We start from the raw sequence: 15,193 nt of genomic DNA, 5'->3' as shown, positions 1-15,193 counted from the left end.
GGTTGCGTTGCGCCCTGATGATTCTGGGCGTTGCCGCGTCAGGTCCGACTTTGGCCCAGAGCGTGCCGCTTTCAGCTGTCATCGACGGCGAAACGGCCTCAGGTGCTGCGGGCCGTGTTGCCGTCAACCAGGTATCTGGGCAGGGCAACATTCAGGCAAATCTGGCGGCCTTGTCGACCGGCGAGGCCGGAGTCGTGTCGGTACAACTCGTCGGGCGGGCGCCCGCCGGTTTGTCGACGTCAAGCCGCATGGCAGGGGCTTCTTTCAACGGGGCGACAGGTTTGGTTTCGATCAACCAAGCCAGCGGCAGCGGAAACGCTCAAGTGAACGTTGCAGTGATCGCTCCCAACGCCTCCATCGGGCAACAGCAACTTCGCCACATTGAGCCGCTCGCCGACAGTGCCCTGTCTGGCGTGGCGGTACAAGGTCGTCGTCAGGATACCGCGCCGGCGTCGGAGGGCAGGCAAGATGCGTCGATTGCATCGACCGCGTTGCGCAATACCTCCGGCGTTGTGCAGGTGAACCAGACGGCTGGAACGGGGAATGTCACGTCCAACGTTTTTGTGCTCCGTCCCCCGGCGGGCACTCTTTTTCAACAGCGATGAAGTAGGGAGATCAACATGAAAGCGAAACTGATGGCTGTTGCGGCGCTGGCTGCGCTCTCGGCAGGGGCTGCTTACGCAGGCGATGTGGAGAACGGCGCCTCGCTGGCCAACATCGTCAACGAAACCGTAATCAGCAATGACATTCACGTTCAGGGCTGGGCGTGGGCGGGAGGCTATATCCCGATCAACTCGGAATCGTCGGCGGTTGTGGATTCCGGACAGCGCGCGGCCAGCGAATCGGTGCACGTCGGTCCGTACAGCACAAACTCGGCCACGATGAACGGCAACGCGCTCAAGGATGCAACCGGCAATATCGGTGCGAACGTGTCTGCGGGTGCCGGCAACGTGCAGTCCAACGACGCGGCTCTGGCGGCGGTGGATGCCGAGCACGTGTTCGCATCGGCCATGGTGTTCAACAAGCAGAACGCCTCGGGTAATTCAGTCTTTCTCGATCCGTTCTCCCTGAACAAGGCCGCCTTGAGTGGCAATGCGTTGCAGGGTGCGAGGGGCAACATCGGTGTGAACATCGCCGCGGGCGCGGGCAACCTGCAGGAAAACGGGCTGGCTGCCTCCACCAACAGCTCCGGCACGATCGCCAAGGCCACCATCGACAACGAGCAGACTGTGACGGGTGATTCGCTGGCCCTGAACAACCCGCTCTTCTGCAACTTGGATCCGACCAACGCGGCATCGTTGAGCGGCAATGCGCTGCAAGGCGCTTCGGGCAACATCGGCGTGAACATCGCCGCGGGCGCGAGCAACTTGCAACACAACGGGCTGGCCATCGCCACTGCCACGGGAGTACGGCGCTAAGCCGACTAGGCACCCGGCCGCATGCATCGCGCGGCTGGGTGCGCAACCGAGGGAGCAATCATGCGAAATGCATGGGTGGTCGCGATCGGCTTGAGCCTGGCGTGCTGGAGCATGGCTGCACCCGCACTCGCGCAAGAAGGTGCAATTGCGCTACGCGCAGACAACGAGATGCCCTTGAACAAGCCGGTCAAGAGCATGCTGGAGCTACGCTACCGCAGCGTGATGCGCCAGCAGCAGGATTTCAGTTGCGGCGCGGCGGCCGTCGGTACGTTGCTGCGTTATGCCTACGGCATGGACATCGACGAGCGTCGCATTATCACCGAGATGATGAAGGCGTCCGATCCCCGGCAGGTGGCCGAGCAGGGATTCTCGATGCTCGACATGCGTAACTACGTGCAGACGCTCGGCTTTCGCGGACGCGGTTATCGCGTTGACATGACGGCGATGCGCGGTCTGGCGATCCCGGTGATCGTCTTGTTGACTTTGAACGGGTACCAACACTTCGTGGTCGTGAAGCGCGTGGCCCAGGGGCGGGTGTTCATCGCCGACCCCGCGCTGGGCAACCGCATCATGCAGGAATGGGAGTTCGCGCCTGCGTGGAACGGCCTCGTATTCGCAATCGTCGGCGACGTATCCGTGCAGGCCGATTCCGGATTGCTGCAGACCAACGCCCCCGCATTGCGCGCGCGTGAAAACGCCGCGTTTTCCGGTGGGGCGCTGCCGATCCAGTTGGAATTCGGGCCCGCTCGGTGGGATCTGTTCTGATGAAAGCCAAGACACTCGCATGGATGCTGTCGCTGGCGTACGCCGGCTGGTGTGCTGGAGCCTGCGCCGGTACGCTCCCCAACCTTTCCGAGGCGTCCGACGCGCACGATAGTGCTGTGTTGTTTCGTTCCGGTACCGTTGCTGAGTTGGCCGACGATGGCGAACTAGCTCAGCAGCGCGGCAAATACTTGGGCGCGAGCATCGTCAGCGGTTTCATGATTGAAATGGCCTCGCAATGGCGCAACGAGGCCGGGCAGGCGGCGGCCCAAGCCCGAATGCTGGCAACCAACTTGCGCGGCAATGCCGCCAATGTTGCGGTGAGCACGCAGGCAACCGTGCAAATGGGCGCCCAAGCGCTTGCCGGCACTTCTTCCGGGGCGACCGCCTCGGGTGGGGCGGGTGTACTGGTCAACGGTGTCGGCCAGGTGACACAGGTGGCCGGTAACAACAATCTGGCAAGCAACACCACATCAATCTCGATGCAGGCCGCTCCATTGCCTACACTACCTTCGGGCGGTTCGTCAGCGACGGCGGCTCAGAATGGATTCACCGCTCAGGCCCAGGCGGGCGCGGGCGGTGTGCAGGTGGCCATCACCAGCCCGATGGGCGTCGCCTCCCAGTCGGTGACACCCAATCTGGCCGGCGCGGCGGGGAGCGTGATGCAGGTGGCGCAAATGGCGGGCAATGCCCAGTTGATTGCCAATCAGTTGGCGATCCAGCTGCAGATCCAGACGATGTCGCGTCAACAGCTGGCTCAGATCGGCGTCGCGCAGGCATTGCAGGCGATGGCGGGTTTACGCCGCTAGATTTGGTGATGCAGGATTCACTATAACGACGCAGTAGAAGAACGTACAGGCAGGCAGTGAGAGTCGGTGCCTGGCAATTGGGCCGGTGCGCCGAAATGGAGGCTCTTCAGTCTCCACCTTGCTTTCCGGGGGGGGGGAAACATGGGACACCGACGCACAGCGGTGGCGTGGGCAGTGGCATGTTGGTCGTTGCTGCCTGCAGCGGCCTGGGCGCAATCGTCGCAGTCAGACGAGGGTTCCTTTGATGCGCGGCTGGCGCGCCTGCAGCGCATCATCGAACGGCAGCAGAAGATCATCAATGCGCTGGAAGAGCGTGTCGGCGATCTGGAGCTTGTGCGTGTACGCGGGCGAGGAGTCGGCAGCGGCCGCACGCAGGCGCCAACGACGGCACCGGCAGCCGCGTCAGCACAACCGCCTTCAGCCGCATTGGTCGCGCAGTCCGGCAACACGGCGCCCGCGTCGGAAAGCACAAGCGCCGTTCGCCCAGACCCCAACGACAAGCCTCGTATCCAGAGCAAGGACCTTGTCTTCCAATCCGAACATGCACCGCTGTTTGAGCGACGTTTCACGCTCGATACCGGCATCAGCTACAGCTACTACGACCGTCGTAATCTCGCGCTTTCGGGTTTCCTAGCGTTGGATGCGATCTTCCTCGGGCAGATTAACCTGGTCCAGACTAAAGCCAATGTCACCACCTTCGACATCACCGGCCGCTATGGCTTCAGCGATCGGCTGAGTGCGGATTTCACGGTGCCGGCGGTGTACCGTTCCAGCACGTTCTTCAGTGGTGGAGCAGGAGGCGCATCCAGTACCGTGAGCGAGGCCAACAAATCCTCCGCCGGCCTGGGCGATGTGAGCGCGGGCATCTACTATCAGCTCGTCAAGGAGTCTGCCGATTGGCCAGACATTGTCGGTAGCTTCCGCGTGCGTGCACCGACCGGGCGCTCACCGTTCGGCATCAAACTGATTCAGGCCGACAGCAATAACAACAACCTGATCATTGACCAGCAACTGCCGACCGGTAACGGTGTGTGGAGTGGCACCTTTGGCATGTCGTTCCTGAAAACGTACGACCCGGTGGTGCTGTTTGCCAATGCCAGCTACACGTACTACGTGCCGCGCTCATTTGCTGACATTTCCTCGACAGAGGGCGTGGTGCAGCCGGGCAAGGTCAAGCTCGGCGACACAATTACGCTGGGCGGGGGGCTCGCGCTCGCACTGAACGACCGCACAGCCCTCACGATGGCGTACAGCACCGCTTTCTCTGGGAATACGCACATCACGCCAGATGGCGGGACCGAGCAATCAGTAGTGGGCAGCAAGACAAACGTCGGCACCATGACATTCGGCATCAGCCATGTGCTGACCAAGAACCTGTCGATCAGCGCCACGTTGGCGATGGGCCTGACGCCAGATGCACCCAACTACGTTTTTACGCTACGTTTCCCTTACACCTGGTAGTTGCATGAGGTGGCCGTTCCCAGCGAGCTGCATGGCGCTATCCCGCGCACAGCGATTCGCCTGACTTGAGGGGACCCGGCCGCGTCACTACGGCTGCCCGAAGCTGGGAGGCAAGATTGAATACACGCCATGCACGCGCAGTTCCACTTCACGGGAGGGTACGTCCAGGTCTGTCTCTACGAAGCGCACCACCTCGACCGCACCGTCCACCGTACTCTCAAACTTGAGACTGAGGTGTACGTCAAAAGCGCGAACCAGTCTGCGAAGCGTGGGCGGCGTTTACTCACCTTTAGTAGACCGTGGCGTATCGTTAAAGGCTTCCAATCGCCCCTTAGGACGGACCCATAGGCCCTCCAATCGTTAGCGCTCGTGGTCCGGTATCATGCTGGCCGGCTGCGCTTGTTCCAGGAACCTGATGAACAGCACGTCAGCACCGTTGCACGGGCGATACCGTGCGCGATACGAAAAACATTCGTCCTCGAGTCCGCCAAAAAATTCGATCAAGTCGGGGCGCCGTCCGGTTTCTGCTCCAATGAGGCCGATATCGTCAAGCTGGCAGTTCCCAACCGAGTCGAAGTCAATTGCGAGCGGTGCCCCACGAGCCGCAAACCACGCACACTGACGCGGCTCACGTCATTCCTCCTGCCCAGCGCGCGCGAAGATGTCCCAGCTCGCCATGAACAGCGCGGCGACGAGCGGCCCGATCACGAAGCCTGTGATACCAAACAGCTCCATCCCGCCGAGCGTCGAGACCAGCACGACCCAATCGGGCATCTTGGTGTCCTTGCCGACGAGAAGCGGGCGCAGCAGGTTATCGACCAGCCCGATCACGCCGCCGCAGAACGCGACGAGGATCACGCATTTCCAGATTTCGCCCACCGCCAGGAAATAGAGCGCGACCGGCACCCACACGAGGCTCGCGCCGATCGCGGGCAGCAACGACAGGAACGCCATCAGCGCCGCCCACAGCACAACGCCGTCGATTCCGACAAACCAGAAGATCAACCCGCCCAGCGCGCCCTGCACCACCGCGACTGCGATGTTGCCTTTCACGGTCGCGCGCACCACGGTCGTGAACTTCGTTAGCAACAGATGCTTGTGCTCCTCGTCCAGCGGCAGCGCGCGGCGCACGCGGCTGCCAATCTCGCCGCCGTCGCGCAGCAGGAAAAACACCATGTACAGCATCACGCCAAAGCCGATGACGAACTGGAAGGTGTTCTGGCCGATGCTGAACGCCTTGGCGGCGACGAACTGGCTGATCTGCGCGGCGCCGTCGGTCAGCTTCTTCTGAATCCCGGCAATGTCGGCCAGACCGGACTTCGCGAGCAGATGCTGGATCGACGTCGGCAGCATATGGATGGCCTGCTGGAGATACCGAGAGTAATTCGGTTGCGCACTCTGGATCTCCTGATAGACGATCGCGATTTCCTGCACGAGGGTCGCCACGACGAACACGAGCGGCAGAATCACGATCAGGATGATCAGGCTCAGCGTTACGAGTGCAGCGAGATTGCGCCGGTTGCCGAAACGGGCGGCCAGCCAGCGCTGCACGGGCTGGAACAGAATCGCCAGGATGGCGCCCCAGAATACCGCCCCGGAGAACGGCGAAAGAATCCAGCAGAGTCCAATCGTGACGGCGAACAGCAGAAGGTAAAAGAATTTTTGGCGGTCGTTTCTGCTATCCATGATGGCCGTCGCGTGAAGGTGAAGTCTGAAGGCCCCAGGCAAAATCAGGGGCCTGGCGGTCCGAACCGGAGTATGCCCGCGAAGACACCGTTGTCATAGGTGTTGCGGCCAACGCATGCAGAAGCGCCGCCAGATGGAGCGCCGCGCCGCACCGTCATACAGGACCGAGCAGAACCGGCATCCCGCGGAACATACGGAGTGACGTGAATCCCAACGCGGGGTGGGCATTGTTAAGCGAACCCGAAGTTCATGGCTGGCCGAGCCACTTCGCCGGAAAGGCCTTGCAATGACGCCGCGCTGGTCCGGTGTTGAGTGAATCCCAACAGGCACCTTCCAATCGAGCGGATAGCAGGCTCCTAAGGCAGCGTAACAATCACTTTGCATTTGTTTGCAGTTTGCCCTCCATACGCGGGTTCAATAGCGGCGTAAAGATGCCCTCCGTCTTGCCGATAGCCTGAGATAAGCGCCGCGCATCCTGGTTTGCGCCACCGTCATAACAACCTCACGCAGAGCGCCGGCCAAGACGCCACCGGTCTCCCCCATGTCCTCTGAAACGTCGATGGACAGGCGCTTTGGCGTCAGTGTTGCCATCGTCCTCGTCCCGGTCCTGTCGCTGTCGTGCTGGCTGCTCGGCTATGCCTGGCTTGCCTATGGCCGGGCCGACGATGCCGCGCGCAGCTTTCAGGCACTGCGTGCGGCGCTGCTGGTCATGGAGAAAGTCTCGGCCGAGCGCGGCCCAACCAACGGCGTGCTCGGCGAAGACCTGCCGCTGCCGGCCGAACGCCAGGCCGCCCTGCACCGAGCGCGCGCCGCCAGCGACGAGCACATCGCCCAGTTGCTCGATACGCTGGGCCCTGAGCATTGCCCAGCCTGCACGGCCGATGCCGACTCCGTACGGCGGGCGCAGGCCGACCTGGCCAACGCGCGCGCGAACATCGACCGGGTGGTCGCCCTGCCCCTGCGCTCGCGCGGCAACGGCGCCCTGGCCGATGGCGTGGATCGCATGATTGCGGTGATCCCCGAATTCCTGCCGGTGGTCAACGCGCGCACGGCCAGCGTCACCCGCGGCGACCCCGACGTGCTCAACTGTTTGATACTGGCGCGGCTGGCGGCCGACCTGCGCGAGCACGCGGGCCAGCTTGGCTCACGCTTGACCGGTGCGCTGGCCATGCATCGCACGCTAACGCTCGCTGAACAGTTGGCGATCGAGCGCACGCACGGCCGCATCGACCAGCTCCGCCACTTGATCGACACACGCACCGCGGGCCGATCGAGCCAGGACCAGCGCGCCAGCGCCGCACTGGGCACGCAATATTTTGGCGACGGCCTGCGCTATATCGAAGCCGTGCGCGCCAGCGCCAGTCTGCCCGGCGGCGTAGACATCACCACCGGCCAGTTCGCCGAGCACTATGTACCGACCATGCGCGCCATCACCGACTTCCGCGACAGCGTGCTGCACCTGGCCGAAAAAGACATCCGCGAACATCGCCGCGCGATGCTGCTGGTGCTCGCGGGCTCAGCAGCGGCGGTGCTTTCGGTTTTGGGAGCGCTGGCGTGGATGATCGTTTCGTTCCGCCGCGACGTGGTGGGGCCCTTCGTCAACGCCACGCGCCTGATCGAGGCGATCGCACGCGGCAACCTGAGCGTGCATATCCCGACCAGCTTCGCGCGGCATGAGATCCGCGCGCTGTTCGAGGCGATCCGCGTACTGCGCATCAACAGCATCGAGCGCCGCCGGCTCGAACTCGAGCGCGTGCACCTGATGCAGAAACTCGCGCGCATGGCAGAAACGGATCCACTGACCAAGCTACTCAACCGCCGCGCCTTTGAAGACCGGGCCGGCACGATCTGCAACGCGCCCGAACCCAAGGCGACCCAGATCGCCCTGATCATGTTCGACATCGACCATTTCAAGCGCATCAACGACACCTACGGCCATGCCGTGGGCGACGAGGCCCTTCGCACCGTCGCCCGCCTGTGCCGCACCGACGGCCCCTCGGCCGACGTGGTGGCCCGCATCGGCGGGGAAGAGTTCGCGGCCATGGTGTGGGTCGACAGCCTGGCGCAGGCGCACAACCTGGCCGAGCGCCTGCGTCGCCGTATCGCCGAGGTGGCGGTGCCCACGGGCACCGACGTGCCCTGCCGCATGACGGCCAGTTTTGGCGTGGCGGTGGCGTATGCAGCGGATCCCCCCTCGCTGGAGTCGCTGCTCAAGCGGGCCGACCACTTGCTCTATGCCGCCAAGCTGGCGGGGCGCAACTGCGTGATGACGGACCTGCCGCCAGCGCTGCCCGACCTGTCGGCGGCGGCGGACTGAAAAGCGTCTAGGGCAGATTCGCGCGACGGTATTCCGCCGGTGCCTTGCCGACCAGCCGGCGGAAGTCTCGCGTGAAATGCGCCTGGTCGAAATAGCCGAGCGCATGGGCTAGTTCGGTCAGATCGACTTCCACGCCGCCGGCAAGCCGGTCGGCGGCCTCATGCAGGCGGTAGCGGCGGATCACCCATTTGGGCGTCACACCCACGTAGTCGGAAAACAATTGCTGCAGCGTGCGCTCGCGCAAACCCGCGCGGTCGGCCAGATCGCGCACCTGCGTGACGGTCGCGTCCTGCTGCAACACCTGCAGGATGGCGTGGATGCGTTCGACCTGTGGATCGGGCGGCGGCAGCACACGCTGCAGCAAGGTCTCGGCGGCTGACACCATGCCCGCGTCGTCCGCTGCGCCAAGCACGATCTCTTCGGCCACCGCATCATCGCAGCCGAGCACCGTGGAAACAGGCAGCACCCTGTCGGTCAGCAGATGCACAGGTTTGCCAAAGAACGCGCGAAATGCACCGGGCCGAAAACGCAGGCCGATCACACGGCCCGCCTCGGCCAACGTGGTTTCGAACGCGCCCGACACCACCCCAAAAACGGCTGTCTGCCGCCGGTCAAACACCAGGTTCACGCATGGATACGGCAGCGTGCGCTGCGTATAGGCCGGCTGGCCGCGCAAGTCCCACTCGACGATCCAGTGATGAGACAGCACGCCGGCCAGCGCGGCGCACGGCTGGTAGCGGTTCAGGCGAAAGCGCTGATGGAATGCCAGCGGATCGACCACGCCCTTGGGCTTGTCGGCAACATCACGCAAGTCGGTCATTCATGAAAGCGGCAGCGAAAGCGATGCCGCGATGATGCACCGCCGCAGCGGATTTTTCCAAGACGGCGGCGTGGGCCTACCCTACATTGGCAATCTCTCTTCCTCTTCCTACAGACTGACCGGAGCCCGCCATGTCGCCAGACCGCCACCTGATCCTTTACCACTCGCCGCGCAGCCGCTCGCGTGGAGCACGCATGCTGCTCGAAGAACTCGGCGCGGATTACGAGGTGCATGCCTTCGACTTGACCACGGGCCAGCATCGCGTGCCGGAATTCCGGGCGATGAACCCGCTTGGCAAGGTGCCGACCCTGCGGCACGGCGACGTGGTCGTCACCGAGCAGGTGGCCGTGTATCTGTACGCCGCCGAGTTGTATCCGGAAGCGGGCCTGTCGCCCGCCGTGGGCGATCCGTTGCGCGGCCCGTACCTGCGCTGGATGGCGTTCTACGGCTCTTGCTTCGAGCCCGCCATCGTCGACCAGTCGATGGGCCGCCCCCCAGCGGCGTACTCGACCTCGCCCTATGGCGACTTCGATACGGTCATTGCCGCGATCAACGCGCAGTTGGCCAAAGGTCCCTATCTGCTGGGCGACCGCTTTACGGCGGCAGACGTGCTCTGGGGCGCCGCCCTGGACTGGATCACGATGTTCAAGCTGATGCCCGAGACGCCCATGGTGCGCGCGTATATCGACCGCATCCTGGCGCGCCCGGCCATCCAGCGCGCGCAGGCAGCAGATCTGGCGCTGGCAGCCGAACAGGACAAGGCCAAGGCAGCCGCCTCGGCCTCGACCGCATAGAAGCGGGTTCAGTGCGACAGGCGGAACTGCCCCACCGCCTCGTTCAGGTTGTGAGCCTGTTCCTCCAGCGACTCCGCAGCGGCAGCCGCCTGCTCGACCAGCGCGGCGTTCTGTTGCGTCACCTGGTCCATCTGGTTGACGGCCTGGTTGACCTGCTCGATGCCGCTGCTCTGCTCTTCCGACGCTGCGGAAATCTCGCCCATGATGTCGGTCACGCGCTTCACAGCATCAACGATCTCGGCCATCGTCACGCCAGCCTGATCGACCAGCGCCGTGCCGTTGCTCACACGGTCCACCGAGTCGTGGATCAGCGCCTTGATTTCCTTGGCCGCACCGGCCGAGCGCTGCGCGAGGCTGCGCACTTCGCTGGCCACCACGGCAAAGCCGCGGCCCTGCTCGCCGGCGCGCGCAGCCTCCACTGCGGCGTTCAGCGCCAGGATGTTGGTCTGGAAGGCAATGCTCTCGATCACGCCGATGATGTCGGCGATCTTCTTGCTGCTCTCGTTGATGCCGCCCATGGTCTGCACGACCTGGCCGACCACGTCGCCGCCGCGCGTGGCCACATCCGACGCGGTCACGGCCAGTTGGCTGGCCTGACGCGCGTTGTCGGCGTTCTGCTTCACGATGCTGGTCAGCTCTTCCATGCTCGACGCGGTTTCTTCCAGCGAACTGGCCTGCTCTTCCGTGCGTTGCGACAAGTCTGCGTTACCAGCGGCGATCTCCTGTGCGGCGGAGCGCACCGAGTCACTGCCCAGGCGAATCTGCTGCATCACCGCCGTCAGCTTGTCGGCGAAGGCGTTGAACGAGCGGGCGATCTGCGCGACTTCGTCCTCGCCGTCAGCGGGCAGGCGCTTGGTGAGGTCACCGCTACCCGAGCCGATGTCGTCCATTGCGTCGCGAATCATCGACAGGCGGCGGAACGCACGCGCCGTCATCGCACCGACGATGAGCGCAGCCACCACGGCCACCGCCACCAGCGCGCCAGCGGAGGTCATCACCAGCGAACGCATGCCGGCCGTGGCGTCGGATTTGTCGAGCGCCACCACCAGGCCCCAATCGGTGCCCTTCACGCCCTGGCGGTAAAGCAGCTTGGCGGCGCCATCCACGTCCACTTCCACCGGCTTGTCAGCCTGCGCCAGCGATGCCAGCGTCGCTTCATTCAGACCCGCCGACAGATCCGTCGCAGGCTTGAGCGTGAGCTTGTCGTTCGGGTGCGCGACGATCTTGCCCCCAGCGTTGACCAGGAAGCCGAAGCTGGCCGGCGTCGGGTGAATCGCCTTCACGTTGGCGATCACGCTATCCATGGCCACGTCGCCGCCGATCACACCCTTGAGTGCGCCGCCCTGCAGGATAGGCACCGCAAAGGTCACCACCAGTTGGCCAGTGCTGGCGCTCACGTACGGCGGCGTCACCACCGGCTTGCCGGCATCCATGGCCTGCTTGTACCAGGGGCGCGCGGTCGGATCGTAGGTGGGCGGAATGCCTTCGGGGTTGGAAAACTTGTACGTCTTGTCGGGGTAGCCGACATAGACGTTGATGAAGCCACCGGCCTGGTGCACGGTCTTGAAGGCGGAAATGGGATCGGCGGAGAGCGCCGCATCCTGCAGTGCCACCATCATCTGCGTCTTGGAGGCCACCCAGTCGTCGATGCCGGCAATGTGGCCGCGCGCAACGGATTGCAGGTTCTGGTGGATCGACGCGTCGTTGTACGAGCGGGTGACGAGATAGTTGAGGCCGCCGGCGAAGGTCAGCGCGCCGACCACGATGGCAACGCAGGTCAGCAGAATGCGGGTACGAATGGAAGCAAGCACGGTATGGTTTCCTACGGAGCCATGGCGGCGGTTCCGCCATGTAAGGCATGCGGCATGTGGCCCTGTCGGCCTTGCCGTCGCTCAAGAAACGGCCGCTGTAAGAAAATCTGAAGTCTGGTGTGCATCCTGTTGATCGGAGCGTCACGTTGCTGCGGCAGGTAACGCACTACAATCGTCCACCCCACGCCGAGCCGTGCACGACACGTCACACATCACGGACACGGCCCCACCACAAGCAAGAAGGACTGCGCATGAAAACCAAAGCCGCCATCGCCTGGAAAGCCGGTGCTCCACTCACCGTCGAGGAAGTTGACCTGCAAGGCCCGCGCGCCGGCGAGGTGCTGGTCGAGATCAAGGCCACCGGCATCTGCCATACCGATTACTACACGCTCTCGGGCGCCGACCCGGAGGGCATCTTCCCGGCCATCCTCGGCCATGAGGGCGCGGGCGTGGTGCTGGAAGTGGGCGCGGGCGTGACGTCGCTCAAGGCCGGTGACCATGTGATCCCGCTTTACACGCCGGAATGCCGCCAGTGCAAGTTCTGCCTCTCGCGCAAGACCAACCTGTGCCAGGCGATTCGCGCCACACAGGGCAAGGGCCTGATGCCGGACGGCACATCGCGCTTCTCGATCGACGGCAAGCCGCTGTTTCACTACATGGGCACGTCCACGTTTGCCAACCACATCGTGGTGCCGGAGATTGCACTGGCGAAGATCCGCCCTGATGCGCCGTTCGACAAGGTCTGCTACATCGGCTGCGGCGTCACCACCGGCGTGGGCGCGGTGGTCTACACGGCCAAGGTGGAACCGGGCGCAAACGTGGTGGTGTTCGGCCTGGGCGGCATTGGCCTGAACGTGATCCAGGGCGCGAAGATGGTGGGCGCCGACAAGATCATCGGCGTGGACCTGAACCCCGCGCGCGAGGCCATGGCACGCAAATTCGGCATGACACACTTCATCAACCCGAAGGATGTCGACAACGTGGTCGACCACATCGTCCAGCTCACGGATGGCGGTGCGGATTACTCGTTCGAATGCATCGGCAACACGAAGGTCATGCGTCAGGCGCTGGAGTGCTGCCACAAGGGCTGGGGGCAGTCGATCATCATCGGCGTGGCGGAGGCCGGCGCGGAGATCAGCACGCGTCCGTTCCAGCTCGTCACCGGGCGGCAGTGGAAGGGCTCGGCCTTCGGCGGTGCGCGCGGCCGCACCGATGTGCCGAAGATCGTCGACTGGTACATGGAGGGCAAGCTCAACATCGACGACCTCATCACGCATACGCTGCCGCTGGAGCGCATCAACGAAGGCTTCGACCTGATGAAGCGCGGCGAGTCGATCCGTTCGGTCGTCCTGTATTGAGGTGCATGCCATGAGCCAGACGTCCACGCTCGAACTGCTCTCGGAGCACGGCTGCTTTGGCGGCGTGCAGCGCTTCTATCGGCATGCCTCGTCGGTCATCGGACTGCCGATGCGCTTCTCGGTCTACTTGCCGCCACAGGCGCTGGCTGGCACGCGCTGCCCCGCGCTGTTCTATCTGGCCGGCCTGACAGCCACGGAAGAGACTTTCCCGATGAAAGCCGGCGCCCAGCGGGTGGCCGCACGCGAGGGCCTCATCCTGATCGCGCCGGACACCAGCCCGCGCGGCGCCAACGTGCCGGGTGAAACCGACAATTGGGATTTCGGTGTCGCCGCCGGTTTCTACCTGGACGCGACGCAAGCACCGTGGCGCGAGCACTACCGCATGGAAAGCTACATCGTCGATGAGCTGTATGCGGCGGTCACGGCCGCACTGCCGATCGACGCCCAACGCATCGGCATCTTCGGCCACTCGATGGGCGGGCACGGCGCGCTGACGCTGGCGCTGCGGCACCCGGATCGCTTCCGGTCGGTCTCGGCGTTCGCGCCAATCGCGCATCCGTCCGTTTGCCCGTGGGGCATCAAGGCGTTCACGGGGTATCTCGGCGACGACCGCGCCGCATGGGCGCAACACGACGCCACGCTCTTGATGCAGCAGGCGCGCCGCCCATTCCCCAGCGGCATCCTCGTCGATCAGGGCGAGGCCGACAAATTCCTCGCCGAGCAGCTCTACCCCGATGACTTTGCCGCTGCCTGCACGGCGGCCAGGCAACCGCTGCAACTGCGCCGCCACTCCGGCTACGACCACGGCTATTACTTCATCCAGACCTTCATCGAAGACCACCTCCTGCACCACACAGCCCAGCTCCGAGCAGTTGAGTAGTGCACGGCAGTGGCCCAGACCAGGAAGGCACCTTTCAAACAATTGGATGGCGGGATTCTTGCATCGCTTCTAGCGTCAAAATGCCGATCCGAAGGTGTTCGTTTATACATTCAGGCTTGTATGTATAATCGCCCCACCTGATCCGGCGTGGGCTACGCTTCGCCAAGTGACGTAGCAGGCCGATGCCGGCCAGACGATGGAGCTGTTCAACGTGAGATTCCCCTTCCCGCTGCCGCAGTCGTGGCGTGTGGTCTTGTCTGGGCTGGCGCCGGATGCTGGATCGGGTGCCCCCTCCGACCGGCCGACCGCGCCGGTCGCCCAACCGCTTGCGGGCGACCCCGACGCGTGGATCGCGTGCGAGCATTGCGACACCCTGCATCGCCACGAAGTCATCGCGCTGGATGAGGAAGCGCGCTGCACGCGCTGCGGCGTCAAGCTCTACCGCAACCAGAGCGAGCGGTTGTCGGTGCTGCTGCCCCTGGTGGTCACGGGGATCATCGTCTACGTCGTCGCCAACGTCTTCCCGATTGCCGAGATGAACGGCGGCGGCAACCGCAATGCCACCACGCTGTTCGGCGCCGTCGAGGCGCTGTACGACTACGACATGGTGTTTGCTGCCGTGCTCGTGGGCCTGACCACGCTGCTTTGCCCGCTGTTGTACATGGCCGCGCTCGCACCGTTGCTGATCGCGCGCTGGCGCGGGCAGCGGCATCCGGCGACGACGCTGGCGCTGCGCACGGCGGCAATGCTGCGCCCGTGGGCCATGATCGAGATCTTCATGCTGGGCGTGATCGTGGCGCTCATCAAGGTGGCACGCATGGTGTCGCTGGAAGCCGATGCGGGCCTGTGGGGGTTCGCCGCGCTCACCGTGTTCCTGACCATTGCCATGTCGATCGACTTGCGCCCCTTCTGGCGCGAGATCGGGCTGACACTGCCGCCGAAGACGCACGTCGATGTGCAGACCGGCCCGGACGCTGCCGCACGCCCAGGCGAATCCACCAATGGCGAGGCGCGCTCGTGACCACGGCCGCCAATCCCACGCCGGCGCAGCCGGCACGCCCGCTGCGCGCTGCCGCG

Annotated in this window: 13 protein-coding genes; 10 read left to right on the top strand and 3 right to left on the bottom strand. The window is 64.2% G+C overall.

The features are described 5' to 3' along the window. Positions 1 to 17 precede the first annotated feature (17 nt). From B4F51_RS12725 to B4F51_RS12705, 5 genes are all read left to right on the top strand, one after another. A complete protein-coding gene (locus tag B4F51_RS12725; protein ID WP_296226010.1) occupies positions 18 to 605 on the top strand; it encodes a hypothetical protein in 588 nt (195 codons plus the stop codon). 15 nt (positions 606 to 620) lie between these two features. Further along, a complete protein-coding gene (locus tag B4F51_RS12720) occupies positions 621 to 1,418 on the top strand; it encodes a cell surface protein (RefSeq protein ID WP_296226008.1) in 798 nt (265 codons plus the stop codon). 60 nt (positions 1,419 to 1,478) lie between these two features. Continuing rightward, the gene (locus tag B4F51_RS12715; protein WP_414706765.1) at positions 1,479 to 2,183 is read left to right on the top strand and encodes a C39 family peptidase; all 705 of its coding nucleotides are present in this window, start codon (positions 1,479 to 1,481) and stop codon (positions 2,181 to 2,183) included. Next, complete coding sequence (locus tag B4F51_RS12710; protein WP_296226004.1) at positions 2,183 to 2,989, top strand: hypothetical protein; 807 nt, start codon at positions 2,183 to 2,185, stop codon at positions 2,987 to 2,989. The genes B4F51_RS12715 and B4F51_RS12710 overlap by 1 nt, the downstream gene beginning before the upstream one ends. Positions 2,990 to 3,130: 141 nt before the next feature. After that, the gene (locus B4F51_RS12705; protein WP_296226002.1) at positions 3,131 to 4,450 is read left to right on the top strand and encodes a transporter; all 1,320 of its coding nucleotides are present in this window, start codon (positions 3,131 to 3,133) and stop codon (positions 4,448 to 4,450) included. Between the two features lie 633 nt (positions 4,451 to 5,083). On the opposite strand, the gene B4F51_RS12700 is transcribed toward B4F51_RS12705, so the two are convergent. Further along, entirely contained in the window at positions 5,084 to 6,136 is a 1,053-nt protein-coding gene (locus B4F51_RS12700) for an AI-2E family transporter (RefSeq protein ID WP_296226042.1), read from the bottom strand. 559 nt (positions 6,137 to 6,695) lie between these two features. Here B4F51_RS12700 and B4F51_RS12695 point away from each other — a divergent pair. Continuing rightward, positions 6,696 to 8,453 (top strand): GGDEF domain-containing protein, encoded by a 1,758-nt coding sequence (locus B4F51_RS12695; RefSeq protein WP_349676281.1) that lies wholly within the window; start codon positions 6,696 to 6,698, stop codon positions 8,451 to 8,453. Between the two features lie 7 nt (positions 8,454 to 8,460). Here the strand turns inward: B4F51_RS12695 and B4F51_RS12690 are convergent, their stop codons facing one another. Beyond that, positions 8,461 to 9,273: an AraC family transcriptional regulator gene (locus B4F51_RS12690; protein ID WP_296225999.1), complete on the bottom strand. Its 813-nt coding sequence runs from the start codon at positions 9,271 to 9,273 to the stop codon at positions 8,461 to 8,463. A gap of 131 nt (positions 9,274 to 9,404) precedes the next feature. On the opposite strand from B4F51_RS12690, the gene B4F51_RS12685 reads away from it, so the two are divergent. Next, on the top strand, positions 9,405 to 10,067 hold the full coding sequence (locus tag B4F51_RS12685) for a glutathione S-transferase family protein (RefSeq protein WP_296225997.1): 663 nt from the start codon (positions 9,405 to 9,407) through the stop codon (positions 10,065 to 10,067). Between the two features lie 8 nt (positions 10,068 to 10,075). On the opposite strand, the gene B4F51_RS12680 is transcribed toward B4F51_RS12685, so the two are convergent. Beyond that, a complete protein-coding gene (locus B4F51_RS12680) occupies positions 10,076 to 11,878 on the bottom strand; it encodes a methyl-accepting chemotaxis protein (protein ID WP_296225995.1) in 1,803 nt (600 codons plus the stop codon). Positions 11,879 to 12,129: 251 nt separating this feature from the next. Here B4F51_RS12680 and B4F51_RS12675 point away from each other — a divergent pair, with 251 nt between their 5' ends. From B4F51_RS12675 to B4F51_RS12665, 3 genes are all read left to right on the top strand, one after another. Continuing rightward, positions 12,130 to 13,236 carry an S-(hydroxymethyl)glutathione dehydrogenase/class III alcohol dehydrogenase gene (locus B4F51_RS12675; RefSeq protein ID WP_296225992.1) on the top strand — a complete coding sequence of 369 codons (1,107 nt, stop codon included), beginning with the start codon at positions 12,130 to 12,132 and terminating at the stop codon, positions 13,234 to 13,236. A gap of 10 nt (positions 13,237 to 13,246) precedes the next feature. After that, the gene (fghA, locus tag B4F51_RS12670; RefSeq protein ID WP_296225990.1) at positions 13,247 to 14,116 is read left to right on the top strand and encodes an S-formylglutathione hydrolase; all 870 of its coding nucleotides are present in this window, start codon (positions 13,247 to 13,249) and stop codon (positions 14,114 to 14,116) included. A 196-nt stretch (positions 14,117 to 14,312) separates the two neighbouring features. Next, positions 14,313 to 15,137 carry a paraquat-inducible protein A gene (locus tag B4F51_RS12665; RefSeq protein ID WP_296225987.1) on the top strand — a complete coding sequence of 275 codons (825 nt, stop codon included), beginning with the start codon at positions 14,313 to 14,315 and terminating at the stop codon, positions 15,135 to 15,137. The last annotated feature ends 56 nt before the right edge of the window (positions 15,138 to 15,193 follow it).

Origin of the sequence: Ralstonia sp. UBA689, from assembly GCF_002298975.1 — a bacterium.
Taxonomy (GTDB): Bacteria; Pseudomonadota; Gammaproteobacteria; order Burkholderiales; family Burkholderiaceae; genus Ralstonia.
Note: the sequence above shows the minus strand (reverse complement) of the source record. Positions and strands in the feature narration are given on the sequence as shown.

Excerpts from the sequence above, each read along its gene's own strand:
- B4F51_RS12710 (WP_296226004.1), top strand. The coding sequence starts at position 2,183 with ATGAAAGCCAAGACACTCGCATGGATGCTGTCGCTGGCGTACGCCGGC.
- B4F51_RS12675 (WP_296225992.1), top strand. The coding sequence starts at position 12,130 with ATGAAAACCAAAGCCGCCATCGCCTGGAAAGCCGGTGCTCCACTCACC.
- B4F51_RS12725 (WP_296226010.1), top strand. The coding sequence starts at position 18 with ATGATTCTGGGCGTTGCCGCGTCAGGTCCGACTTTGGCCCAGAGCGTG.
- fghA (WP_296225990.1), top strand. The coding sequence starts at position 13,247 with ATGAGCCAGACGTCCACGCTCGAACTGCTCTCGGAGCACGGCTGCTTT.
- B4F51_RS12705 (WP_296226002.1), top strand. The coding sequence starts at position 3,131 with ATGGGACACCGACGCACAGCGGTGGCGTGGGCAGTGGCATGTTGGTCG.
- B4F51_RS12715 (WP_414706765.1), top strand. The coding sequence starts at position 1,479 with ATGCGAAATGCATGGGTGGTCGCGATCGGCTTGAGCCTGGCGTGCTGG.
- B4F51_RS12665 (WP_296225987.1), top strand. The coding sequence starts at position 14,313 with ATGGAGCTGTTCAACGTGAGATTCCCCTTCCCGCTGCCGCAGTCGTGG.
- B4F51_RS12695 (WP_349676281.1), top strand. The coding sequence starts at position 6,696 with ATGGACAGGCGCTTTGGCGTCAGTGTTGCCATCGTCCTCGTCCCGGTC.
- B4F51_RS12700 (WP_296226042.1), bottom strand. The coding sequence starts at position 6,136 with ATGGATAGCAGAAACGACCGCCAAAAATTCTTTTACCTTCTGCTGTTC.
- B4F51_RS12720 (WP_296226008.1), top strand. The coding sequence starts at position 621 with ATGAAAGCGAAACTGATGGCTGTTGCGGCGCTGGCTGCGCTCTCGGCA.
- B4F51_RS12685 (WP_296225997.1), top strand. The coding sequence starts at position 9,405 with ATGTCGCCAGACCGCCACCTGATCCTTTACCACTCGCCGCGCAGCCGC.
- B4F51_RS12690 (WP_296225999.1), bottom strand. The coding sequence starts at position 9,273 with ATGACCGACTTGCGTGATGTTGCCGACAAGCCCAAGGGCGTGGTCGAT.